The 26,861-nt window shown below is 44.0% G+C and carries 16 protein-coding genes and 1 pseudogene; 1 reads left to right on the forward strand and 16 read right to left on the reverse strand.

All coding sequences use genetic code 11. The features are described from left to right. Window positions 1–11 precede the first annotated feature (11 nt). The 10 genes and pseudogenes from BN161_RS20185 to BN161_RS20225 all read right to left on the reverse strand — a co-directional run bounded on the left by BN161_RS20185 (window position 12) and on the right by BN161_RS20225 (window position 14,194). Window positions 12–1,973, reverse strand: a complete 1,962-nt coding sequence (locus BN161_RS20185) for a LamG domain-containing protein (RefSeq protein ID WP_167332559.1) — start codon at window positions 1,971–1,973, stop codon at window positions 12–14. Window positions 1,974–1,997: 24 nt separating this feature from the next. Then, the gene (locus tag BN161_RS20190) at window positions 1,998–2,837 is read right to left on the reverse strand and encodes an SDR family NAD(P)-dependent oxidoreductase (protein ID WP_044269696.1); all 840 of its coding nucleotides are present in this window, start codon (window positions 2,835–2,837) and stop codon (window positions 1,998–2,000) included. Window positions 2,838–2,847: 10 nt separating this feature from the next. Continuing rightward, a complete protein-coding gene (gene uxaC / locus BN161_RS20195) occupies window positions 2,848–4,257 on the reverse strand; it encodes a glucuronate isomerase (RefSeq protein WP_044269697.1) in 1,410 nt (469 codons plus the stop codon). A 3-nt stretch (window positions 4,258–4,260) separates the two neighbouring features. Beyond that, window positions 4,261–4,986: an RraA family protein gene (locus BN161_RS20200; protein ID WP_044269698.1), complete on the reverse strand. Its 726-nt coding sequence runs from the start codon at window positions 4,984–4,986 to the stop codon at window positions 4,261–4,263. A 42-nt stretch (window positions 4,987–5,028) separates the two neighbouring features. Beyond that, window positions 5,029–5,982, reverse strand: a complete 954-nt coding sequence (locus tag BN161_RS20205; RefSeq protein ID WP_044269699.1) for a mannonate dehydratase — start codon at window positions 5,980–5,982, stop codon at window positions 5,029–5,031. Continuing rightward, entirely contained in the window at window positions 5,979–7,646 is a 1,668-nt protein-coding gene (locus tag BN161_RS20210; RefSeq protein ID WP_044269700.1) for a sodium:solute symporter family transporter, read from the reverse strand. The genes BN161_RS20205 and BN161_RS20210 overlap by 4 nt, the downstream gene beginning before the upstream one ends. Further along, window positions 7,646–9,079 carry a GH39 family glycosyl hydrolase gene (locus BN161_RS20215; protein ID WP_052356349.1) on the reverse strand — a complete coding sequence of 478 codons (1,434 nt, stop codon included), beginning with the start codon at window positions 9,077–9,079 and terminating at the stop codon, window positions 7,646–7,648. Before BN161_RS20215 ends, BN161_RS20210 begins: the two co-directional genes overlap by 1 nt. 46 nt (window positions 9,080–9,125) lie before the next feature. Further along, entirely contained in the window at window positions 9,126–9,887 is a 762-nt protein-coding gene (locus tag BN161_RS31085; RefSeq protein ID WP_052356350.1) for a RagB/SusD family nutrient uptake outer membrane protein, read from the reverse strand. Window positions 9,888–10,000: 113 nt separating this feature from the next. Then, window positions 10,001–10,993, reverse strand: a pseudogene (locus BN161_RS31090) (RagB/SusD family nutrient uptake outer membrane protein); the annotation flags it as partial. A gap of 21 nt (window positions 10,994–11,014) precedes the next feature. Next, on the reverse strand, window positions 11,015–14,194 hold the full coding sequence (locus BN161_RS20225; protein WP_052356352.1) for a SusC/RagA family TonB-linked outer membrane protein: 3,180 nt from the start codon (window positions 14,192–14,194) through the stop codon (window positions 11,015–11,017). Between the two features lie 322 nt (window positions 14,195–14,516). Between BN161_RS20225 and BN161_RS20230 the strand changes: the two genes are divergently transcribed. Next, complete coding sequence (locus BN161_RS20230; RefSeq protein ID WP_044269701.1) at window positions 14,517–15,263, forward strand: IclR family transcriptional regulator; 747 nt, start codon at window positions 14,517–14,519, stop codon at window positions 15,261–15,263. A gap of 408 nt (window positions 15,264–15,671) precedes the next feature. Here the strand turns inward: BN161_RS20230 and BN161_RS28220 are convergent, their stop codons facing one another. From BN161_RS28220 to BN161_RS20265, 6 genes are all read right to left on the reverse strand, one after another. Next, window positions 15,672–17,669: a DUF4861 family protein gene (locus BN161_RS28220; protein ID WP_081743759.1), complete on the reverse strand. Its 1,998-nt coding sequence runs from the start codon at window positions 17,667–17,669 to the stop codon at window positions 15,672–15,674. Between the two features lie 12 nt (window positions 17,670–17,681). Continuing rightward, window positions 17,682–18,629 (reverse strand): RraA family protein, encoded by a 948-nt coding sequence (locus BN161_RS20245; protein WP_044269702.1) that lies wholly within the window; start codon window positions 18,627–18,629, stop codon window positions 17,682–17,684. Between the two features lie 357 nt (window positions 18,630–18,986). Beyond that, a complete protein-coding gene (locus BN161_RS20250; RefSeq protein ID WP_081743760.1) occupies window positions 18,987–20,804 on the reverse strand; it encodes an endo-1,4-beta-xylanase in 1,818 nt (605 codons plus the stop codon). Between the two features lie 457 nt (window positions 20,805–21,261). Next, on the reverse strand, window positions 21,262–22,515 hold the full coding sequence (locus BN161_RS20255; protein ID WP_125910882.1) for a hypothetical protein: 1,254 nt from the start codon (window positions 22,513–22,515) through the stop codon (window positions 21,262–21,264). 20 nt (window positions 22,516–22,535) lie between these two features. Further along, window positions 22,536–24,527 carry a glycoside hydrolase family 97 protein gene (locus BN161_RS20260; RefSeq protein ID WP_044269704.1) on the reverse strand — a complete coding sequence of 664 codons (1,992 nt, stop codon included), beginning with the start codon at window positions 24,525–24,527 and terminating at the stop codon, window positions 22,536–22,538. A 10-nt stretch (window positions 24,528–24,537) separates the two neighbouring features. After that, entirely contained in the window at window positions 24,538–26,748 is a 2,211-nt protein-coding gene (locus BN161_RS20265) for a glycoside hydrolase family 3 N-terminal domain-containing protein (RefSeq protein ID WP_044269705.1), read from the reverse strand. Window positions 26,749–26,861: the final 113 nt, after the last annotated feature.

Raw genomic sequence — 26,861 nt, forward strand, 5'->3', positions numbered from 1 at the left:
CTATCTTTCCTTTATTGCTCAATACATATCTCAACTTTATCATTACCCGAATAGCGTATCCAAACCACCAGTTTATCTCCTTCCAACACTGGAATATGCCCCAGGAAATAATCCTCGCCCTCTTTCAGGCATCTGCCATTCAGCTTTATGGTGGCGCCGGGAGAATCCCACTGCTTTATTTCAAAAGCAATGTTGCAGATTGGAGAATCCGGGGTTGCGTAAACATCGAATACAAGAGGCCGGTTGCAGGCATCAGTCTGCTCTATGCAATAGGCGCGCGAATAAATATCGTAACCTGCATATTGATAGCCAGCTGTTTGCACGCCCAGCTTCGGCGCATAATTCCACGATTTTGCCAATGGAAGCAATGATTTGATAGGAGCTTCCGTCATCCCAATCAACTGCCGGGCTATAACTGTATTGCCCGGTCCGTACTCCACAATCTGCGACTTACCGATTGTTTCTGTTAGCGACGAATGGGAAGGTCTATCCGGTGCAGGCGCATTTCTTCCGTCACTTTTTATCTGTGAAACCGGCCAATGATTCCAACATGGAAAGGTTGAATAGTTTTCTACCCAACCAAATGAAAAAGGTTTGGCTATACGTTCAGGATGAAACACTGAAAAAGGCTTGAATGCCGATTTCAGATTCACAAGCTGTATGGGTTCAAACATGCTTTTATCAAACTTCTTCGGCGGCCCCTGCTCCCAGTTATAAGTAACCGTGTTTCCTTCCATATCGCAAAAGGAAATCGCATCCATCTCAATATTATCCTGAGGGCGGGTTCCTGACTGATTGAAGAAGATCGTTTCCTGAAATTGGAAACCGCTCGGACTCTTTATATATTCCGGAGAATACAATACTTGTTTACGCGCTGCCACGCCATCAGGATATATTGTCCAATATTCGTCCACCCAGTTTCCCCACCCGGTTTCATCTTCTGCATAAATCTGATGATTTATATTTGCCAAAGCATAGCGCCAATGAATGATGCAGCGAGCCGGCGTAGATTCCAAGATGCGCACATGTGAATACCGGCACTGCTTATCTCCCATTGCTTCATAACATTCTCCGGTTGAGAAGTTTTCTACACTCTGGTCTGTCATCCAACTATTATTTTCGGTCACGATAGCAGGAATATAGCCCGTGCCACGCCAGAAAACATACTTAATGGGACTATCTGGAAAACGAACCACAACATCAGGATAATCACCCACACGCCACAGTTTTTCCCAGCCTGAAGTATATTTCAATCTTGTATAGAATGCTCCAAAAGGCCCTGCCGGTATATCCAGCCCCGGAAATCGAGGATAATCCATCGCTTCCACGGCGCTCATCTCGTGAGCCGAGGAGTACCGTACCTCCTCTGCCGACAAAGCCCTCCCAATGATTTCCAGTTTCCCTATCAGCCCGTTATATCGCATCCATGTCTTCTCCATCGTGCTGGTCTTACGTTCAGTATAAGCCGGCGACATCTTTTCCCAGGTTCTTCCTATAAGGATATTGCCTTCCGGATATGAATCCGACTTGCCCCGAACAGGGAGTTTCGCCGCAACCTTACCATTTATATACAATTCAATTCCTTTGCCTTCGGTATATACCCATGCAATATGTGTCCACTTCAGCAAAGGTATAGCCTCCGATGATATGCAAGAATGCCATTCCCCACCTGCCGACAAGGCTCCCACAAGCTTCCCGACATGATTGATGCCCAATAAAAAGCCACGCTGAAACTTATACTGACGATTTACGATGGCAGAAATATTATACGAATATTCCAAAGGAGCAATCCAACCTTCTATGCTAAAGCTTTTCTCTATTTGAAATGGAATAGTAACCTCTTTTTCATCTGTATAGCCATCGAAATGGGCAGGGTTCCTATCCATCCCTTCTATCAAGACAGCCTGTTGAGCAAGTATCGTGCCCGCCACAGGCTGTACGCCCAATAAAAATAATAGTAACCAAAGTTTCATAGGCATCATTGTTTCATCGCATTCCTATAAGCCGGAATCGGAAAGGAAGCCACCGTCAACCGGTATGGTAATACCGGTTACAAAGCCTGCTTTTTCATCATCAATCAACCAATTCATACACCCCAGCAGTTCTTCGGCTTCACCGAATTTACCCATAGGAGTTTGACGGATAATGTTGCCGCCACGTTCCGAATAGCCGCCCTCAGGAGTGAGCAGCAGCTTGCGACTACGATCGTTCAAAAAGAAGCCGGGCGCAATGGCGTTCACGCGGATGTGGGCAGGAGCTAAATAAGCAGCCAGCCATTGAGTGAAATTGGAGATGCCTGCCTTGCTTAAGGCATAAGCCGGAATGCGGGACAAAGGACGATAGGTATTCATCGAAGCAAAATTAATGATGGCACCTCCACCCTCTTCTACCATGTCGCGGGCAAACTCTTGGCAAGGAATCACCGTCCCCATTATATTTACATTCACCACATCGAGGAAACGGTTCATGTCGAGATTGAAGAAACCGCGTTCGGTATTTTCTGCCGTTAGCTCTACCGGATCGTAGCGGTTAATGGTGGTCACAGCATCGGGCTGGTTGCCTCCTGCCGCATTAATCAACACCGTGCAACGACCATAAATGCGCAGCACTTCCCGGCGCAACGCCTTGACTTGCTCCAAGTTTCTCACATCAGCCGCCAGGCATACGCAAACACCACCTTTCGCCTTGATTTGTTCTTCTATCACCTTCAGCTTATCCACACTGCGCCCCACGAGCACCACTTTATATCCCTGCGTAGCAAGGTCAACAGCCATAGCCGAGCCAAGTGTTCCACCGGCACCCGTAACGACTGCCACTTTATTTTTTATTTCCATCATTCTTTCATTTTTAGTTTGATTTCCGACTAAAACACCAATTATAAACGTTATTATACGAAATGTTCTTCACCATCTCCCCCAACAATTCCATCTCATTGGGGAGTTCGCCCTTTTCCACCTGTTCGCCAATATATCCGCAAAGTATACGACGGAAATATTCGTGACGCGAGAAGGAGAGGATGCTACGTGAGTCTGTAGTCATGCCGATAAAGCGGCTCAATAAGCCATAACTGGACAAAGCACGAAAATGATTTTCAATGCCTTCTTTGTGGTCGTTATACCACCAAGCCGGACCAAATTGCAGTTTTCCTACCACTCCATCACCCGTAAAAGAGCCTGTAAGGGTGGCAAAAGCGGCATTATCTGCCGGATTGAGCGTATAGAGTATGGTTTTAGGCATGCCCTCGGCTGACTCGGCACTATCCAAAAAGTCGCATAAACTACGAATGTCGCACACATTGCCTATCGTAGCATATCCACCGGCCGGACCACACAAACGGCGCAAACGGCTGGTCGTAAAACGTTCGGCACCTATATGCAGTTGCATCACCCAACCACGGGCAGCATACTCTTGCGCCAACTTTAGCAGTACAAAAGAGCTCAGCTTTACCTTATCGGCAGCCGTCATATGACCGCTCTGCAAATAAACAGCGAAAATACGTGAAGCTTCATCAACATCGGGCAAGAGAAAAGCAAATCCGCTGTCGAGAGCATGGTCGGACAGTCGGCAACCAGCTTCCTCAAACGCATCAAGGCGCAGATGCAGAGCATACAAATAATCTTCCAACGAGTTGATGGGAGCCACCTGCTCCAGGCGCTCCATCCATGATTTGAAGTTCGGAGTTCCAAAAGCCAGCATGGAATCGGCACGCAACGAAGGCAACACTTTTAAGTATGTAGCACATTCAGAAGCCGTGCGATGCAGCGACACATCATCCAGCAAATCGTCAGAGGTACAAACAATTTCTGTATTCCATTTGCGAAGAATGCCCACAGTGCTGTACTCTTTCTGCTGCAATAACGAATTGCAATGCTGATAAATCCTCTCTGCCGTATCGGGCGCCAGCAGGTCGTCCACATGGAAAATACGTTTCAATTCCAAAGCTGTCCAATGGTAAAGCGGATTTCCTATCACATCAGGACAAGTACGAGCCCATGCTTCGTACTTCTCCTTGGATGAAACCTTGCCCGTGATGCGATTTTCGGGAACACCGTCGATGCGCATAGCACGGTGCTTGTAAGGGTCGTGTGCCACCCACAACTCGGCCAAATCACCGTAGCATTGGTCAGTGGCCAATGCTTTAGGGTCCAAATGGTTGTGATAGTCTATTATGGGAAGATTCTCAGCATACACATGATACAGTTCACGGGCAGCATCCGTATGCAACAAGAAATCTTTTGTCAAGAATGTAGCCTTCATTGTTTAGAAATATCCTCCGTTATTAACCATCTCTACAGCCGAGAATCCCGGATGTACCCAACCACGCATCTCTCTCTCATTCGTATTGATTTCCTCTGCACGTACCAACACATCGTAAGCAATGGCACGAGGAATAACAACAACGCCGTCAATATCGCCAAAGATAACATCACCCGGCTTGATATAAACCTTTCCTATACGCACGGGAGTGTTATAGCCCGTAATCTTGGTACGCCCCAGCGAACCGTTAGAACTTCGGTAACGGTAGAAGACAGGGAAATTCTGCACCAAAACTTTACGGGTGTCGCGTAAACCACCATTTACCACCGCACAACGTGCACCACGGGCAATAGCCGATGCTGTCATCACCTCGCCCCAATGAGCTGCTTCGGTTTCTTCACCAGCATCCCACACCACACAACAATCGCGAGGCATATCGTCGAGCATCTTGGCACGAATTTCCATCTCTCCTCCCACTGTCGGGTCGGGATTACTGCGTACAGTGAATGCAATGCCGCAAGATACCATCTCGAACTTAAGCGGTAGAATATTTACAGGTAAAGCCTGGTCCATAAAGGTAGCCTCACGCAGCACATCATTCACTGCTCCAGTATACAGTTTCTCATAACGATCACAAAGTTCAGCCTCGGAAATGGGAAACTCAGCGGTCTCTATCTTGTCCAATTTTTCGCGAAGCTTATCAAGCTTCATCAATTGTTTTTCAGCCATAAACTAAAATATTTATTTATATAATTGTTTTTTTTATCTGTATTATTCTTCCAATAATCCCTTTAAATAGCCGGTTGCAAAAATATGCCCCAACATCTCATAAGCAGGATTATCCCCTCCTTCACCAGCCATAATAGGTGCATGGTCAGTACGTACCACTCCATCGAAACCCACTTTTCGATAAGCCTCAATGCAAGCCTTCATATCCGTCATGCCTTCGTCATGAAAAGTCTCCTCAAAACAAGAAGCCGTACCACGGATATCACGGAAATGGACAAAGAAAATTTTGCCACGACTGCCAAAGTGCTCTATGACTTGCGGTATATTCTCACCCATGGCGGCAAAGGTTCCCTGACAAAGGGTTATGCCGTTGTAGTCGCTCGGAAAAAGCCGCATTGCTTTGTCCATGTTTTCTGCACTGCGGAAAATACGGGCTACCCCTTGCAGCGAAGGTACGGGAGGGTCATCCGGATGGAGGGCTAACTTTACCTTGCATTCCTCGGCCACAGGCAGTATTTGCTCCATAAAATATTTATAATTATCCCAAATTCGCTCGTCGCCCAAATGTCCTGCTTCGGTGAGCAACGGCGCTTTCTCTACCAAAGAATTATCGAAACAAGTTACCAAGGCGCCTCCACGCCCTTTCTTGGAAAAGCTGGTGCGATACCAACCGGACTGCGGCATGAAATTGTAACAAAGAATAGGAATATCCAAAGCTGCCATATTGCGCAGTACATTCTTAAAAACTTCTATCTCCTGATCACGCCCCGGCAAACCGAGCTTGATGTGATAATGGGGAGGCGCCGGCTCAATGACTTCCAATTTCAAGCCTGCATCAGCCAGACTCTGCTTAGCATAAAGCAATGCCTTGAAATCCCAAGGTTTCATATAGTAACGTTCGGGAGGCAATGCCGCTACCGCATAATCCACTCCCAATTGTTTGGCAACCTGCCATTTCACGCTGGGAAGTGTAGGTAAATACCATGCTATCTTCATTTCTTATTTCTTTTTAGTTTATATATTATGAATATCACTACCGCTGCCAACAAGCAAAGAATCCCTGCTAAGAAACCGTAACGTCCACCCGTTGTACTTATCGAAGGAATACTGATAGCACTGAACAATATTCCCGACACCACCATGGAAAATACGAAGAGATAGAATAAAACCCGAGTATACTGCGGTGAAATAACAGGCTTTTCTTCTTCACGAATAGGTGTTTCCACTAATTTGAAGAAAGCCTTTTCATTATCCGATATTATTCTTTTTTTACGCGCCAGTGAAGGATAATAATAAATGAGTAAACACAGAGCCGTCTCTATCAATGTAGCCATTTCCCAAGACACCGAAGGCAACATGTTGAGTACAATACCGGCAATGATACCTACCAGAATAGTGTTAATGGCCGAAGCCTTATTGGGATAGCGTGACACAATGCCCAGCACTAAAGGAATCCCTACCGGAATAGCCAGAATACCCGTAAATAGTTTATTGGCCTCAAAAGCTCCTCCAAAATTACGGATGCCGATAGCTCCTAAAATCATAATGACACCCACACCCAAAGTTGAAATGCGAGCTACAGAAAGTAATTGTTTGGGAGTCGCCTTGGGATTCATCATGCGAAAATACACATCGTTGGTCAGCACACCTGCCATCACGTTATACTCAGCGTTAAGCGATGACATGGTAGCGGCAAACATGGAAGAAAACATGATACCCATAATTCCCACCGGAAGCAGCATGGAAGAAACGGCTACATAAGACATTTCCGGATCAGGAATGGCAGGTACTATAAGTGGCGAGGCAACAGCCGGTAACAAAAATATAGGAGTGAATACCAGAAACAGCAGACCGCTAACCAGCCCCACTTTTTTTGCCGCCGATTCATCGCGTACACAATAGAACTTCTGGATAAACGTCCAATTCTCATTGTATTTTATAACCGTCATAATAGCATATACAATCAGCCACAGCGGAGCACCTTTCGGCCCGTTAAACCAGGTCATATTTGCAGGCAACTTATCTTGCAGAACGTCTATTCCCCCTATATGCCCCATAGAAAGAGGCAAGAGAATGCCAGTTACCAATATCAAGATAACAAATTGCACAGTGCTCATAATGGTTACCGTCCAAATACCGCCAATGATATTGAAAGCTGTTACGATAATACCTGAAATTACGATAGCCCATTCCAGCGACAAGGGTGTGACTACAGTGATAAACACACCGATAGCATAGAGTCTCACCATATTGTCCAGAAAACGCATCACCAGTCCCATCCACGTCACCAACTTACGTACGGAATAGCCGTAGCGCTGTTCCAGATACTCTACCGGAGTAGTATGTCCCGTCCGTCTCCACCGCTTGCCAAAGCACACTCCAGCTATTATACAAGCAGGTACGGTTGTCCAAAACACAGTGATGGAAACCAATCCATATTCATAGGCTATACCGGCATATGCCACAAACACGAAGGTACTGAACAATCCCATAAAGTTTGTAATGGTGGCCATTAACCAAGGAATAGTTCCCCCACCCTTAAAGTAGGAGCCAACATCCTTGACAAGCCATCCGAAGGAAAGTCCTATCACCCCCATGAGCAAAATGTAAATGCCCACAGCGATGTAATCCAGTTGTTGAAGATGCATCAGAGTGTCCATCAGTTCAAAGCACTTTTTTCAATGATTACTATCGGAGAATCATATACCGGCACACCGCGCAAAATAAAATTATCTCCTTGCTTGGAATAGGCGGAAACCGGTATCTCAAAAATCCATCCAGTGAGCAAATCAACCCACACCGGTTGTGCGAAATTACACCCAGTGAGTATCATATCTTTATATTGCAACTCATTATCGTTACGCGGAGCTTCGCTCTGATTCCATATCAGGAAACTATAAGCCCCCTCTGCATTCTGATAGAGATTATGGGTAAAAGCTTCTTCGCCACCGCCACAACTCATCTGATATGAAGTGATTGGATTGGAAAAGTTATCGAACAACGTAGCAAAATGCTGCACGGCCTTATAAGCAAGTTTCGTGCGGAGAGCTTTTTTCTCTCCATTGGACTGAATCAAGCCCTTTACATTGAGTTTAGCTACATATTTGTTCACTCCCGTAGGATAGGCCATATCAATAATAGAGAAAATGCTTGTTTCTACCCCATGAGCATGATCGCCCAATAACCGGCGCAAATTCCATTTGGCCTGTGAAATTTCAGTCCAGTCATAGTTGTCGAGCGCACCGCCCATGTGTCCTTTCGAGGGAGCGCCGTTTTCACCCTGCCGTAATTGGATACCGGGAGCATATTTGTCGATTATTTGACGGAAATTCATGACTGCCTTGTAGGAATTCTCCGGACGATATTCGTAACCATGGTAAGAAATCCAATGGAACAAGTTCTGTTTTCCTTCTCTTTTCACCAGTTTGAGACAATCTTCCAGCAATTTACCATTCAGCGTACAGAATGCAAATCCGGCAATACGCGCTTTCGGATCTACCTTTTTGATAATCTCAGCTGTGCGAACATTCATATCCACAATATCTTCAGCAGGAATTTTCTCACTCAAATCCGGTTCATTCCATATCTCCCATTCGTGCACTTTGCCCAGATAACGTGTAGCCATGGCCTCCACCCATTTGTTCCAAGCCTGCTTGGCTTCCTCGGACTTAGGCATACCACCGCCCAAGTTTGTGGTACCACCACCTTGATAAATAGGATTACCATAAGAGGTTTGCAACCATATCTGCAACCCGCGTGACAAAGCATCATCTATGATGTGGTCCAACCAGGCAAAGTCATACACCCCCTTTTGTTTTTCAGTTTTTGCCCATCCGGCTTGCAGGCGTATTTTCTTCATGCCCAATGCCGGAAGATAAGTTTTATATTCGTCATAGTCAGTATAGTCTCTGTCTAAGACTTCACATCCCACAGTAAGGTTATCGGCCTTGATTTCCTTTACTGTTTTCGGAATTAATTGCCCCATAGGGCAGTAGTTGCCTTCCATCTTTAGTGGAAGATAGGAAACTTGCCCTTGCAGCTGCGAGGCTGCAAGGCAAAGTGTTCCAACAACAAGTAAAAATTTACTTTTCATAATTCTGTTATCCCATCAAGTTTTTACCTCAAATATACATTTTTCATTAATCTGCTGTCTCTTTATAGCCGGGATTTTGTTTCAACTGTGGATTTAGTACCAATTCCTTAATAGGTACAGGATAGAGATAATAGTGATCCAAGAAGCCCTTCGGTTGCTGGCGGAAAACAACGTATCCCTCCTTATTGGCACTGCCTGCCACACCACCGCAACCTTGAATTTCCAAAGTGTTGTCATAGTCGGCGTTCTTCACGCGACATCCCGTCAACTCCTTATCTAAATAATTGCCCTTCTTCCAGCGTCGGATGTCATCAAAGGCAAAGTTCTCGCCCAATAGCTCCACAGAACGTTCGCGACGGATTTCCCACAGCAAAGCCGGAACTGTCTGGTCTCTGTTGGGGTCAAAGCTGTCATTGATTTCAGCCACCTTCATGGAAGCGACGTTGGCACGTGGGCGCAACTTATTGATGGTTAAATCGGCTACCTCCTGGTCAAATCGGCCCAGTTCGCACATGGCTTCGGCATAGTTCAACATAGTCTCCTCAATGCGGAAGCGAGCCATATCAGTAGTGTTCTGTGCATGTTTGGTGATGCAGTCTGTTTCATTATAATATTTCCAGAACCAATAGCCAAAACGTCCAGTAAACGGAGTACCCCCTCCTTGGGAATAAGATCTGAAACGCGGTGCAGAGCCATTAGTAGTCGAATTGTTCCAAGCATGACTGGGCAAACGTTTATGACCGGGGTCAGAAATTCTTTCCAGCAGGTCAATGTTTTCGGTAAACTTCTGGCAGTCTTCTTCTGTCAAGACATACGTATTAGTACCAAAAGTTACGGCTTCGCCCGGTTGGAGCGTTTCCAGTTCGTATCATTATTCCCGTTTACTTTCACACGGAAAGGAGGCACAATAGTGAAATACAAGCGATAGTCTCTGTTACGGAACTCATCAAATGCCGTAACATCTCCTTTATACAGTTCGCTGCTGCCAATTGGCTTGCCGTCGCTGCACAAGTAGAGGTTCACCAACTCTTTTGTCCCTTCATACACGTTACCAGAAGAACCTGACTGGCGTCCGCCCTGATGGGTCAGTCCGGCTTTGTCAGAATACTCAAAATAGAGTAACACACCGGGCATTCCAGCCAGACTTTCAGAAGTAAAGAGCAGTTCATAGCTATCTGCCACGTTGGGAACTGCATCAATCAGCTTTCTGGAATAATCAGCACAAACCTGCAGGTATTTCTCAGCATCGCCCAAACCGTGATATTTACGCCAAGTTCCTTCAAAGATGGCGAAACGGGAAATCAGTGCTTGCACCACTTTCTGATTAATAGTATTGTTACCGTCACCGGCAGGTTTAATATTTTTCTCGGCATCTTTCAGATCGCGCAAAATATTGGCAGCCACTTCGTCGCGAGTAGCACGTGGGCCATAGAGCACTTCCGTATCATCCTCACCAATCACATGTTCTATCCAAGGTACACCACCATATTTTGACAGCAACTGGAAGTAGCGGAAAGAACGAAAGAAGAGTCCTACACTGCGCCAATGCGCTTTGTCGCTCTCGCTCATCTCAGAACCGTCAATATTGTCGAGCATGGTATTGACACGGCGAATATACTCAAAATTCCACTCTGAGTTTCCGGTGGCCTCGGTCACATTCTGATAGGCCCACACGTTATTATTGGAAGAGTTGTTGTTCACCATCAGATGAGACTCCTTGTCTTTGTCCCAAGCACTCATCGCATCTGCATTAAAAATATTATAAAGCCCCCAACTGTAAGTCTTGAAATTAGAGTAGGTCTTAAAGGAGGTGGTGGTGGTCAACTTATCCTTCGGCTCTATATTCAAAAGGTCATCACAAGAAATCAGCATGACACTCCACAACAAGAGTAATATATAAGTATTCTTTTTCATGTTCTTAATGAATTAAATGGATTAAAATGATACATTGACTCCAAACGTAAACTTACGCATCATCGGATAAGTCATACCACCCTGGGACACCCCTTCTGCATATCCACGAGACTTACTGTCGGGGTGAATACCATCGGGCATATGATTAAACGAAAGGAGGTTCTCGCCACTGACAAATACCGACATAGAACCAATGCCTGCCTTCTGCAGCAACGTTCTGGGAATACTGTAAGAAAGAACCACACTCTTAAGGTCCAGATAAGAGGCATCAAACAAATAACGGGTTTGTACCTGAGAGTTGGCATCAGAATTGGCACCATAGTTGCCTTCATATCTGCGGGCAAAATAAGCATTCTGATGTTCCGGAGTCCAATAATTCAGCAGATTTGTATAGAATGAATATTCTGTGCCACCACTGGCAAAAGGAGCCGTAAAGTTATTCCAAAGCCAAAGGTCACGTTTGCCAACACCCTGCAATAGGAACGAGAGGTCAAAACCTTTCCAGGAAACATTACCACTAATACCATACGTATAGCGAGGAGTGGAATTACCAATAATACGGCGAGATCCCGGATTGTCAGCCGTGTTATCCGACTTCCAAATCAGACCGTTCTCATCAGCATACTTGAAAAGCATGTCACCCGGATTAGGATTACAACCGTCAAAACGCGGTATACCGTCTTTCAGCGTACCACCGGACAGCTCACCATCGGCAGTGGTCTTTAGGGTACCTTCTACAAAGTCATCCACCGTGTAGAGGCGGTCACTCACATAGCCCCAGATTTCACCCAATTCTTGGCCTTCGTAATAACCCCTATTATCTATGCGGTCTATAGCATCCAAGCTCTTGGTCGGATTGTTATACTTCGTAATTTTAGACTTGGCATCACTGAGATTAAAACCGATGCCGTAAGAAACCTCCCCTATCTTGTCACGCCAGTTCAACTGGAGTTCCCAACCGTCAGTGCGCATATTAGCAGCGTTTTGTAAGGGAGAAGCAGCACCCAATGTCAACGGATAGTCGGCACCCGGTCCCAGCATATCCAAGGTCTCACGGCGGAAAAGATCGAAACTACCAGTTAAACGATCGTTGAAAAATCCCCAATCAAGGCCGATGTTGGTGGTACGCACTTCTTCCCAAGTGAAGTTAGCACGAACTAATGAAGGCGTGTTGAGAGTAAGAGGTTTGTCTTCATCAATCCCCCATTCGGCTTTCACCGATGTCATGGTAGGAAGGAACTGATAGTCTTTAATGTTCTGATTGCCGATGCTACCCCAAGAGGCTCTCAGCTTCAGGTTGGAAAGGAATTTCACATCTCTAAGGAATGCCTCTTGGTTAATACGCCAACCGGCTGAAAAAGAGGGGAAGAAGCCGAAACGGTTCTCTTCGGGAAACTTGGAAGAGCCGTCATAACGCCCCGAAGCCTCAAACAAGTAGCGATCCCTGAAAGAGTAATTCACACGATAGAAAGTGCCGAAGATGGCATTCTCGTTATAACCGTCACTGACACTGGGCACATTGGTGGCTAAGCCCAAAGCAGGTATTTCATCATTGATCATATTTCCACGCGAGGCTGTAAGATTCTCATTATTATATCTCTCCATATTCATACCAGCCATTACCGTAAATTCGTGGTCGCTAATCTTCTTATTGTATGTAGCAAATAAATTCAAAGCATCATAGTCCGTATTGGACTTCTGAAAGCGGTAAGTAGAATAGGGCTCATTAGCTGGCAACACTGTATTGTTACGCCCATCAGCAAAGTCATCTATGCGTTTGTTGAATTCCTTTTGAGAATAAAATGTCTTGTTAATGGAATATTCACCAGTCACCGTCAATCCTTTCAATGGTTTTAGAATCAAACGGCCCAACATGTTGAGACGGTTATAATTCGATTCCGTAGGAACTGCGCTATCCATCATATGAGCCGCCGTAGCATAACGGTAATACTTGTCGTCAATAGTAACTCCGCCCGTGGGATAGAACGAAGGCAGATGTACAGCTTGTGCCCACACATCACGGCTGTTAAACTGTAGCCGGTAAGGGTCCTGCTTATCACTGTGCGTGTAAAGAGTCGTCAATTCTGTAGTCAACCACGAAGTGATATCGGAACTGATGAAGGAAGTGATGTTATAGCGTTTATAGCTGTCTTTGCTGGTAACAAGTACACCATCCTGATCAAGGTAACTGGCAGAAAGACGGTACTTCGTTTTTTTTGAGCCACCGGAAACAGCCACATCATAAATTTGCTGGAAACCGGTAGACATCAAATCATCAGTTGGATCAGTAGCAGCCAACTGATAACGAACATCATCTATATCTATATAACCGTCAGGATACTGTGACGGATTGGCTTCATACTGCTTCAATAGCTTCTCCCATTCGGCAAAAGACTGACCACCGACAAATGTCGTGTAGTTGGCAGCCAACAAAGCCTGCACTGTCTGCAAAGGAGTGGCACGCTTGGCCATACTCTGTGGATTGGACAAAGACAGCTTTGCAGAGAAAGTGATACTGGGTTTCTTTTCCTTGGTTGATTTCTTAGTCGTAATCAAAACAACACCGAATGCGGCACGCGCACCATAAATAGCAGCAGACGAAGCGTCTTTCAGTACGGATACAGACTCAATGTCATTAGGGTTTAACGAAGAAATATCAATGGCAATACCATCCACCAGAATCAGAGGCTCACCACCATTAATACTGGAAGTACCACGAATCTGAAAATCATAACCCGAACCCGGTTCACCCGAATTACCCGAAAGTGTCAATCCCGGCACGTTACCCATCAAAGCATCGGCAATAGAATTTACCGGACGGTTAGCAGCTATGTCATCCATCTTTACTTGGCTGACAGAACCGGTTAGATTCACCTTTTTCTGGGTACCATACCCCACAACCACCACTTCATCAAGTGTTTTGGAGTCTTCGGACAAAGCTATTTGCAGAGTTTTACGTTCCCCAACAGCTACCTCTTGAGTAGCATAGCCTATATAAGAAAAGATTAATGTAGAAGAAGCGGGAATATCCAACTTGAAGTTTCCATCGATGTCGGAAATAGTTCCCACCGTAGTATTTCCTTTCAAAACCACGCTTACACCAATTAAAGGTTCATTTGTCCGGGCATCTTTTACATGCCCCGTCAAAACATTCTGCGCACTTATTACCACCGGCAACAAAAACAGAATCAGAAATGTCATACAAACATGTTTCAACATAGTAATTAAATTAATTAGCAAATTTCAATTTTACATTATAGCGCCATAATTTTACATTGCAAAAATAAATAAGATATTATTAACAACAAAACTATTTTTCAAAAGATTATATCTATTATGTTCTAAAACATAAAATAGAGCTATAAAGGAGTCTAAAAAAGTTTTTTATCCAATTCCTGTATTCTTTTCATTCCAAAAATTGGAAAATTAGATTTTATACACTAATTTTGCATTATAAAATTCAGGCTTAACAAGTCATGTGTTTCATTCGTATATACCAAATATAAAAATATAATTTATCAATATGATACAAGTAATAAACAGAGCCTTTAACATTTTAGAAGTCATAGCCCATGATCACAACAAAGAGTGGGGATTATCCGAGATAGCTGACGAATTAGAGCTGAACCACGGTACCTGTGCCAACATTCTCAAGACACTTGTGCAACGGGGCTATGTAGAACAGATGGGGTTGAAGAAAGGATACAAGCTGGGCTACATGGCCTATCAACTCACAGCTTCCAATGAATACAACGTGCAATTAATCAATGCCACCAAGATACTTATTGATAGCCTGGCAAACAGACTCAACGAAACGGTTATTCTCTCACACATCAAAAACGGGAAACGAATCATTGTGTACGAAGCATTATGTAACCAGGAAATTCAAATACGTACGACATCCGAATCAACTGCTTACCGGGCTACTACAGGAAGAATGATTCTGGCTCACTATTCTCCAAAAGAACTAAAAGATTTCATCAGTCTGGTCGGATTACCGGCTAAAGAAGATTGGCCGGAAATAACGAACGAAGCAGAATTGATACAGTCTCTCAATGAGACCCGAAAAAAGAATATCGAGATTACCTGGAACAGTAATCATGTAGTAGGCTTAGCCACACCCATATTCAAAAAGAATAAAATTATAGCCAGCTTAGGGGTCTATTTACCGGATATCCGTTTCTCCAAAGCAGAGCGTAATTTTATAGTAAAAGAAATGCTTCAAACAACTGAACTAATTAATAATAAAATAAATAGCAATCAACCCTAAGTACCAACGACATTATACCTTGCAGATTCACAGAACTCTTCCTTCCACGTACCTTTTCTTCTGACTCATTAAGTGAGCCGGATTCAGTCAAGGGCAGTCTGAACTATACCCGCTCCGCTACTACTCCGTTTCATGCTTGGGGAAGGGGGACTGTAAACAGGGAAATAGTGGAGCGGGCATGGCTCAGAGATTTGTTTAAATTTCATACCAATTGGTCAACGAGAGGTAACTGCCTAATTATCAATAGATATAGATTAGGGCGTTTCAGTCGTATACTGAATGCATTTCAGTCGTATAGTGAAATGCATTCAGTATACGACTGAAATACCCTAACTATAGGACCGAGGATGGGTCGCTTGCTTTCTGTAAAGAAATTCACTTGTCTTTTCCAGCAAGCCACCAAATAGTCTATCTTGCATATAATTTATTCAACTCAGCCCATGACGTATTTGTAACGACACTGTTCCAATAAGCCGTAGTGCCTCTAAAACGACTGTCATACATCTGTCCGGACCAGCCTGCTCCAACATAATAAACCACCGATTCATTACTACGAACCTTAAGAAGCACAACCTCATTAGAGCCAATCTTTCTAATATCCATAACCGCCGACGGATTGGCTACTATAGCAGAATGAAGCGTAAGAGAAGTCATTTTTTCGTTATCCAGATTATAAGCCACAGAACCTTCGGGTACAGCAATTTCCTCAACCACACTGACAAGTCCCTTATCTTTCTGCACTTTGGCTTCTTCATTTCCAAAAGTCGACAGACCGACAGCAAGCACCAAATCCTCTCCATTGCTACTTTCAACGGTTTGTGTAACTTTGTAGTAATTTGTCCCTAATACCATTTCTATGCGTTTAGTGTCGTAAACAGTCACACCACCAGCTTCAAATGGTTGATATTGCAACACGAAGTCTATGCGATCATTATCGTTACGATTAATGCGATAGTTTGCATATGTTTGAGATGGAATAAGCCTGCCATCAGCATAAATGGCACTTCCGCCCAAGCCACAATTCTTGCCAACGGTATAAAAATCACATCCTTCACCATAGTCACGATGGTATGAACGACCTTCGGAATCATTTCCATACCAACTGTCAATGATGGAATAATCAACAGACTTTGCCCAATAATCTACACCACTCATACTTTTATCACCAATGAGCCGAGAGTATACACGAAATGCCACTCTGTCATTCTCCCAAGCTATATCTTCCTTACGCTCTTTTACGAAACGCACATAGGTCTTTGGCCTATCAACTTCATTGGCGCTACCGAGTGGAAAATCAAGAATGACTTCCTTAAAACCCAACCGGATTGCCTGAGCAAGGGCAAATACAACTGGACCGAATGCGTGCGGCTCATTAAAATAATAATGGCGTAATTTATATGCTTCCTTAGACCCATTGCCAGGAGCAAGATTACTCATGCAGGTATGTCCAACCGAACCATCTACATCAATGTAGGACAAAAGAGCTTTGAGTCCTTTTTCAAACAGGGGAAGATATTTCTTACTGAGAACTTTGTTCTCTATGGCAGCTCCGATTCCTGCAAGCACAAGAGCACTGCCTGAAGTTTCAATATAAGAAGTAAAATCTGTCATTTCCTGATGCCAAAGCCCATTCTCATCCTGATATTTCAAGCAAGAAAGATAGAACCCTTTAGCGGCCTCAAGCACAGCCTTACGTTGCGGATGATTTTTAGGAAGATCCCTCATAAGAGATGTAAAAGCCATTGACCCCCAACCATTTCCACGGCTCCAGTTATCAGTAGATTTCTCTTCCTTTTTCAGTTGGGCAACACCACGAGCTTGTTGTAGCAGTCCTGATTCATCATCTTTAAGGTCGTTATAAACCTGCATTATCTGATATACAGAATAATCAATATAATCATCATTCTCTTCACAAAGTCCGGCATAAAGAAAGAAAGGCGTAACTGCAAAAGCTACATCTACAAATACCGGATTTTTATCAAGGCTATAATAGAAGGGAAGCATCACATTATCAAGGTTCCTAAGCTGATTACTCCAAGTATGCTTAGCTCCCTCACAAACTTGTGGTAGAAGAGACTTCACACCTTTGAATGCCAACCAAGCAGCACCACTCCCACCGACATTGTAACTATAAAAACTATTTCCCGAGTATGGCTTTACACGTCCGTCAGAGAATCCAAGAAGAATACTTTCAATCCGTGCCATGTCAGCACTGTCACCCGAGGCAAGAGCCAAATCTGCCAAGGAATGAAGCAGACAACTTCCCTTATAGTCTCCCCAATCAACCTCAGAGAGTCCTTTATCCGCTACCTTTACTGCGACATCGTGAATGTTGACAAGTGTGTTCTGACTGTATGTGAGTACAGCAAACATCAAGGCTATTGATAGATTAAATGCCCTTTTCATATTTATACGTTATTAGAAGTTCCGTTCCTCAAGATATTTTGCAAGTTCTTCCCTTGTCATAGGAAGCTTACCTTTATAGCTATTAATCCACATTTTAAAGCGTCCGTTCATTTCCTTGCTCCAAGCACTATCTATCTGCCCTGCGGTATATACCCCTGTTCTAATCATTTCCTCCCCAAATTCATCAGTCAATTTGGTAAACTCAGAAGTAAGCACGATATGCTCCACAAGATGAGGAGGAATGAAAAGCACAGCTCCTGGTTTGGCTAAAACGGCATCACCCGGGAGGACTATCGCCTTCCCTATGCGAATCGGTACATTGTAGTTGGTCAGAATTGTCTGACGCATATATGAAGGGTCGTAGCCCTTAATCCATGCATTAAATCCGGGAATTTTCCGTAATCGTTCAATATCACGGATATGGCCATAAGTGATAATACCATTACCAGTGGCATTAAATACACCGTTTCCAAGGTTGGAACCAACAACTGTGCCCAGAAACTCCTTATTATAGGTATCAGCTACATACACATCTCCCTTCACCAGCGAATTAATTACCCAAGAGACTGTTCTTTTTTGTTCCCACATACGACCTTCTCTCTTACCTTGCTCAATAATTCCGTTCTCCAAATCGGGTCGCATTGGCATAAATTGGGCGGTTACTGCCCTTCCAGTCATAACCGCATCTTCTCTTTCGTGCAGTAACATCCAGTCACCTTCATATTGATTCTGGTAACCCAACTTCATCAGTTCAGCCCAAGCCTCTTCTATAGTTATTCTTTTGAGCCTTTCCAAAAGATTATCCGAAACCTTAGGACGTCCGTCAGAGAACCTTTCTCCCGTCCACTCGGCAGTGATAGTTTTGATATATTCCGGAGTTCCCGCTATCCCCTGTGCTGACAGTGTAGTAAAAGTAAACAATGCTGACATTAAATTTGTGATGATTATTTTTTTATTCATAACAATTATTTCATTAAAGATTTTTCATTTATACGCACTTCAATCCCCTATACTGTCTTTAGAATATTTTGTTATTATATACGCAAGTAAAGTGGATTCATTTTATTTATACATTCCACGAATCTTAAAACAATACTTACAAAAAAAAAATTAAAGCCCCTCCTTTCCCGTACCTTTTTTTCTGACTCGTTGAGTGAACGGGATTCAGTCAGGGACTGAATGCCTTTGACTCCCTGACTGAATGCCATTCAGTCCCTGACTCATTGTACCCCCATCCAGAAGGCATCTGTGAAGGGGTAGAAGAAAGAAGAAGGAAAACAAGAAATATAGATGAATTTTTTTTATATAAAAACTTGATTATAATCTTATTTCGATTACCTCTGTATCTTTAGACAGTTGGCACAACTCGACCTTTTGCGTGCCATGATATTCTACGTTAATAGTATATCGTCCCAAATGGCCTCGAATATTTAGCATTCCATTTTTATCTGTTTCACCTAATACATGCGTTTTCCATTTTCCTACTACCCACTCACGCCAAACATCAGCACTCTTTTTGAGTGTCCAGTTCTTGCGAAACATTCCTGCATCCGGTTTCCAATGAGCTTCTTCCCAAAAGCCCCACAAAACTACTCCCGTCACTATAGGATGGCTATAAACTGCTATCAGAAAATCACGCATATAGTCGGCCTGAAGCTCTTCGTCAGGCGTATTGATGTCAAACTCGGTAATCTGCACCGGCAATCCCATAGAAGTGAAAAGGTCTAAGTCGGTGATTACTTGGACTGGATTGCGAGGTTGGCGACCGACGTGCCCCTGAATGCCAATAGCATGAATAGGAGCGCCCTTTGAACGCAGAGATTGAATGGTATCCATATATTCGCGAATGTTTTGCGGACTTTGAACACAATTCAGCATGCCATACTCATTGATGAACAGCTGCGCATCAGGATCAAGTTCGTGTGCCAACTTAAACCAATCTACCATAGCACTATGGGGCAAATAACGGAAAAATTCTTTCTCGTGCATATATTCGTTTACCACATCCCAAGCAATGACCTGCCCCTTGGTATAAGCCATACGTTCGTAAAACTGTGCCTTGATGTAACGGTCGAAAGAAGCACTGTCACGCATGGCAATGTGTTTGGTAAGCGGAGAATTGAACTTCCAAGCCGGCCATACCAGATTGTGTCCACGCTGGCGAAAACCGTTGTCGCGGAGCCAGTCAAAAGAGAGCAAGGTGTTCATCTTGCGGTCTTCATTCCACGCCCATCCACCGGTTTTAAATCCGTTTTCTATAACAGCTGTATTGAAGAATTCCTTGAGATAGGTCTTATAGGTTTGCGACTCCACATCGTCCTTAGCCAGCAGTGCCTCCTTCACAGAAGTCCCCCAGATGAAGTCCGACTGCTGCAAAGTAACCTCCAACTTGGCCCCCTTCACCGGCTTTCCCCCGGCATCGACCACCTTTACACGAAGAGGCGATGTACGGATTTCCTCAATGCGTTGCAAGGCCTTCTTACGCCATGCCGCACCGTCTTCACGACCGGCATAGGAGAAACGCGTTTCAGGCAATTCCTCTACACGTATCGAATTGCCGAAGTTCAGCACCTCAATGCCCGTCACCTCCACATGTTGTGCCAACGCACCGAAAGCCAAGGCTATTTGGGCTTCACCGGCCGCCATGCTTTTATGAGCTACAAAAGGGATATTGAAGGTTTTCCACTCTTCTACAGAACCTATTTGGGTAATGAAGCTCTTGTTGAAAGAACCTTGTGCCTCTTGGAAGTAGTAATATACGACCGATTCGCTTGATTCCTGGCGAGCCGATAATGTACGCATGGTGATACGGGCAAGTAACACATCCCCCTTATGCACAGCGTCAGTAGTCTTCCAGTGCATAGATACACCGTATTGCGACTTGGCGGCACGGGGCACCTCAACTTCATAGACGGGCATGCCAGCCTCACCCTGCTTTAAAACAAAGCGAGAGGACACCTCTTTTGACTGTCCATCATTCTTACTGTAACTTTTAGGATTTACATCCGAAGAAAAGACTGTAGTTATCACTTTCTCCTGAATGGATTGCGTCAATGTTTCACGCTGTTGCGCAGCCAACGGCATAGTAGCGCCGATTAGCAACATGACAAAAAGATGTTTTGTTAAGTTTTTCATAATATAAACGTGTTGTATTAACAATGATTCTTTTAAAATACTCTGATTCAAAATAAGATAATTTTATGATACTAAAGATAGTAAAAGACATCACGATGTTCCCTTTATATCCTTGTCTCACTTGGTAAATTCTATCAGATGCCAAATAAGGGATAAATACGGTTCTTGTCTTTTCTTGAGAACCTTGATTGAAAACTCCTATCAACCCTCCCATAGCTTTTGGATTAGGGAATTTTACAGCTTTCTAGTTCTGATTGTATCCCAGTTCTATCCAAGTGTTACACTGGGGCATCTTGAACATCAACATATCAGGTGTCCGTCCCACTGGTGGATATATGCACCATACCTCTCCTTCAAGTGATGAGATAGGCGATATATATTCATGTGGATAAACGTTGCCCACTAAAAACAAAAAAGATATAAAAAAATAAGATTTTTCTCATGGTACGTTATATTATTAATGATTTATTTTGGCCACATACACACAACGACGTTCATCTTTCACACCATTGAACACGACATAGCGTCCAGTCCTGTCCCAAGCTGGATGGGCATCCACACGGAACTCAAAATTACGGATAGGCGGCAGATACACTTCAGCCAAGTTGCACTCTGTTTGCTGTTCATAGTTTATCAGACGAATGGGTGTCATACCTTTACCCGAAGTCACTTCACCCGAATAGGCGTCAGTAACGATGTATGGCAACCCCACCACATTATACGAAGGATGGCCGGAGCCTATGGGATAAACCTCTTTCAAGTCGGCGCCGTCATACTTTACACTAACAATCTCTACCCCCTCCTTACCATCAATATTGAGGTTCATTGACAGGTGGTCACCGTCAGGCATCCAATTTATATGATGTCCGCCATGCGCCCATTGTTCAGGAGTGATAACCGTACGAATATCACTTCCATCCGGATTCATGGTTATTACGGCTCTGCGGCGGTCGCCACCCGAAATTGGAGTCCACTGCACAGTAGTCAATACTCGTGTTCCTTGCAGATTCCACTTCACCTGAAAGCAGTAATATTCATAATCATTAGGATTAGAAATGGCTATAGAGGGAACTGATTTCTCATAAATATCAGCCAGCGAAGCTATCATACGGCATTCATTGGTATTCAAATCCGTGACATACACCCCATCATTAGCCACCGGGCCAATATTACGCCTGGCAACACTATCGGGCACTATAACTCCATAACCCACTTGTGCAAAGCGTGATTTATACAAATCATAAGAGAGAAGTCTGTCTCCATCGGGAGACACCATAAAGACGGTACCCGCACAGCGCTTCTTCTCCCCGGTTTTGAAATTAAGACGGACTGCATAGGCTTCCCAAGTGGCGGTATCCACATCGTTATAAAAAAGTTCCTCATCATTCTTGCCCCACTGCACATTGGCACCGAGTTGCATTTCCCAACCACAAGATTTAGTGGAAAACAGCACTTCACCGCTCTCCATATCCTGTACAAACACTTCTCCTAAATCACCCGGACGAGGAGAATGATTCTCATAAGGGAAACGAAAAAGAGCTATATACTTGCCGGAAGGACTGATGGGAGATGTATCGAAAAAGCGGTGAATACACCCACCTTCGGCCACTAATTTAACAGCCTCGGCAGCTGGGTTACTACAAGCCGGTAAGCCTATACCGACAAACAATATGACCAAGCATTTATTTATCAATTTATATAATGTTGCCACTTCTGTTCGTTTTTAGTCAATTACATTTTATCTATTCTTAAAGCAAATCCACCACCGGGTGCCATACGCAATTGCAACTGCTGGTTGTTAGTCATCAAGAATGTTTCTTTGACATAGTCAGTCCCCTTGCGGTGTGCGTTAACACCATCCTTGAAAAGTGTTACTTTAAATTGTCCATCACCGAGAAAAGAACAATCTAATGTAAGCTCACGGGCTGTCCAACCGGTCAGGCCACCCACATACCAGGTATTATTATGACGACGTGCCGTAACGACATACTCACCCATACGACCATCAAGTACAAGTGTCTGATCCCACACGGTAGGAATACCTGCAATAAATTCAAGTGACTCTGGCTCGCGTTGATAGTTAGTAGGCGAATCGCATAGCATGTTGAGTGGCGAATCGAACACCATATAGGCAGCCAACTGATGGCAGCGGGTACCTTGACTCATCGGTTCGGAAAAGCAGATGTAGCTATTGTCTTTCGAAACATTCTTCATGGCTCCTTGAGTGTAATCCAGAGGGCCGGCCACCTGACGGATAAAAGGGATAGTGACATCATAAGTGACCATATCGGGCATGGGACGACAAAATTTCATCTGCTCCAATCCAAACACACCCTCAAAATTAAGAATATTAGGCCAAGTGCGGTTCAGTCCGGCGGGCTTGTACATTCCATGTAAATCAAGGAAGAGGTGATAACGGGCAGCTGTTTCGGCAGCACGATGAACAAACTCTACCATTCGTTGGTCATCACGATCCATAAAGTCCACCTTGAAGCCTTTCACTCCCATCTCCGAATAGTGACGGCACACATTCTCCATGTCGCGTTCGAAAGCTAAATAACCGGCCCATAGTACAATGCCTACATTTTTTGCTTTGCCATATTCCACCAGTTCTTTAAGGTTAATGTCAGGTACTACCTCCATAAGGTCAGCTTTCAAGTTAACGGCCCACCCTTCATCCAATATAACATATTCGATACCATTGGCCGAAGCAAAATCGATGTAATATTTATAGGTAGCGTTGTTAATTCCGGTTTGGAAATCCACCCCTTCCAGGTTCATATCATTCCACCATTCCCAAGCGACTTTTCCCGGACGAATCCAGTCAATGTCGTCAAGACGCGAAGGAGCAGCCAAACAATAAGACATATCCGAATTGGCCAAGTCAATATCATTGTCCGAAATCACCATTCCTCTCCATGGAAACGTACGTTTCCCATCCACCTTCGCTATGTATGCTTCACGTTGCGTAACAATAGCTTGCAGTTGGTTATGTCCACCTTGCCTGCTTTCTTTGGGATAAGGAGCAAAAATGGCTTTCAAGGAGCCAGGTTGAGCAGCACTATTCAAGTAAATACCAGGGTAGGATTCCAAATCCGATTCTATAATACAAACTTTTGTCGATGTATCTAATGTAGCAACCGCTGGAAGTAGAATAAGCTTGCTTTCATCCACCTCCGACAGAGGAGCTGTAGTGTAGACATTCTCAAAGGAGTTAAAGAATTGTCTCTCAAAATCACCTTTGACATTGACATAGGCTATAGTGAGTGGTACATCATCAGTAAAGCAATAGTTAACCTCTTCATTCACTACATTGAAAGGCTTCTTTCGCTGATTAATAAAACGGTAAGCCACCCCATCATCATAGGCACGAAATTCCAATGCCCATTGACCGCGGAAAATCATTTGCAATCCATTATACTCATCCTTGACTTCCGATTTTTTATAGAGTGGCGAAGGAATGATTTGGTTAACCATAACCGTCTTGCTATGTACTAATCGGGCATTTCTCCCCCATACTTCACCATCGGACAAGCTCATGGATAGAGTCGATGGCGAAATCAAAGTCTTTCCATCATGCGTTACAGTATAAGTCAAGTCTTCACCTATAGTAATTGTCACCGCGATACGTCCATTCGGTGAAGTTAACACTTTGTTGTGTTGGGCAGCCCTAAGAACAGAAGCTACCACTAATAGTACAAAAAACAGATATATTTTCTTCATAACCTTTCATTTATTTAATTTCAATCTTTACTTTTTGATCTTTCACCATAACATAGTAGTCGCCCTCCTCTAAAAAGCGATTGCCCGCTTCGTCAATATAGCTAAAATCCTTTTGAGGATCTATCTCGAAAGTAAACACAGTGGTTTCCCCTTTCTTGAGGAAACGTTTTTCAAAATGTTTCAGTTCCTTCCGAGGACGCGAAATAGTGCAATAAGGGTCGGAGATAAACCAGTGAACAGTTTCATAACCATCCATATTTCCGGTATTGGTCACCGGGACTTCAACTTTCACCTTACCACCTCTCTGTACAGTAGCTGATGACGCACGCATTGTTCCGTATGAGAATGTAGTGTAGCTCAATCCATAGGCGAAATCGTACAACGGAGTTGTGGGAATATCTTGATATTTTCCCTGATCGGGACGAGAACTTTGTCTTTCATTATAATATATAGGTATCTGGCCGGAAGTAAGCGGAAAAGTTATGCAAAGCTTGCCTGAGGGATTGACCTTACCGGACAGAATCTGTGCCAAAGGAGTACCGCCCGCAATACCCGGCTGCCACATCTCCAGTATGGCATCACACTGCTGTGTCAAGTTTGCCAACTCCAAAGGACGGCCATTGGAAAGAAGTAAAACTATGGGGATTCCCGTTTTATGCAATTCTACAGCCAATTGTTCCTGAATACGAGGCAAAGCTATAGTCGAACGACTGGCATTTTCTCCGCTCCAAGCAGCCTTCTCTCCTAAGCAAAGTATTATCACATCAGCTTGTGAAGCTACAGATAACGCTTCGGTAAACAAAGAAGTGTTTTCACCATCGAAGTCGCACCCCTCGGCATAAAGCAAGCGAGCCTGACTGCCAAACTCTTTTTCCAATCCCTCATAAATACTTTCCGCATCTTCAGCTCGCCCATGTGCCTTCCAGGAACCAAGCAAATTTTCCTTATCTTTAGCCATAGGTCCGATAACAGCCATAGTCATTCCTTTTTTCAAGGGGAGCAGATTATTGTCGTTCTTCAACAACACCATAGTTTCCTGAGCCATACGAGCAGCCACCTCTTTATGCTCAGCAAGGAGGATACGCTCGTTGTCCTCATAAATCGGAGTATAAGGTTGTTCAAAAAGTCCCAATTGAAATTTCAAACGTAGTACGCGCACAACTGATGCGTCAATCTTCCTTTCATCTATCTTACCTTCGGCTACCAAAGTGCCCATGTGTTCGCGATAGCAATCATCTTTCATATTCATATCCAATCCAGCGGAAAACGCTTTATGGGCAGCTTCCTTACGATTTGCAGCCACGCCTTGCGGAATTAATTGCTCCACAGCATTCCAGTCACTCACCACAAAACCTTGATAATTCCAACGATTTTTCAATACTTCGGTGAGCAGATAGTGGTTGGCTGTGGCCGGTACACCACTAATGTCGTTAAAGGCACTCATTACTGTTGCTGCTCCAGCCTTAATACAAGCTTCATAAGGTGGCAAATAAGTTTCCCATAAAGATTGGCGTGACACATCTGTTGCTGTATAGTCTCGACCACCTTCAGAACGACCATAACCTGCGAAATGCTTCAAACAAGCTGCCACATTGACCTTACTAGATAGGGTGTTACCTTGATAACCTTTGACTGTAGCCACGCCCATTACCGCATTTGTATAAGGATCTTCACCATAACCTTCTGCGACACGTCCCCAACGTCCGTCGCGGGCTACATCAATCATAGGCGAGAAGGTCCAGTCAGTGCCCGACATTCTCGACTCACGTGCAGCCACAGCACCAAGTTCACTCACTAATTCAGGATTCCAGGCACATCCTTGTGCCAAAGGAATAGGATAGATAGTACGGAAACCATGTATTACATCAAAACCAAAGAGAATAGGAATTCCAAGACGAGTATTTTCCACTGCCTTACGCTGCAATGCGTTACGCAGTTTGGCATCTCCGCTAAAGTAGATATAGGAACCTACTCCATCGGGTAATCCGGTATTTACTTCTCCTGTATTATTCACGTTAGTGTTTAAACCCACAATATATTGGCTCAATTGGAGTACCTTTTCCTCAAGAGTCATACGCGACAATAAATCCTCCACGCGCATATCTATAGAGGCACCCGGCTGCCTATAAAGCGGGATGTCTTTAGATATTACTCCATCTGCCAACAAAGGAATACAAAAGGATACGACTGTACAAAAAGTCAGTAGATTCTGTTTTTTCATATTTATTTTTCTTATATTTGTTATGCTCGTTACTGAACATTTTCAGTAGCCAGAGCCTTTTTACTATAATTAAATGCCCCACAGAGCCGATACAAGTACTACTCCTTGTCCCA

Origin of the sequence: Bacteroides timonensis (assembly GCF_000513195.1) — a bacterium.
Lineage (GTDB): Bacteria > Bacteroidota > Bacteroidia > Bacteroidales > Bacteroidaceae > Bacteroides > Bacteroides timonensis.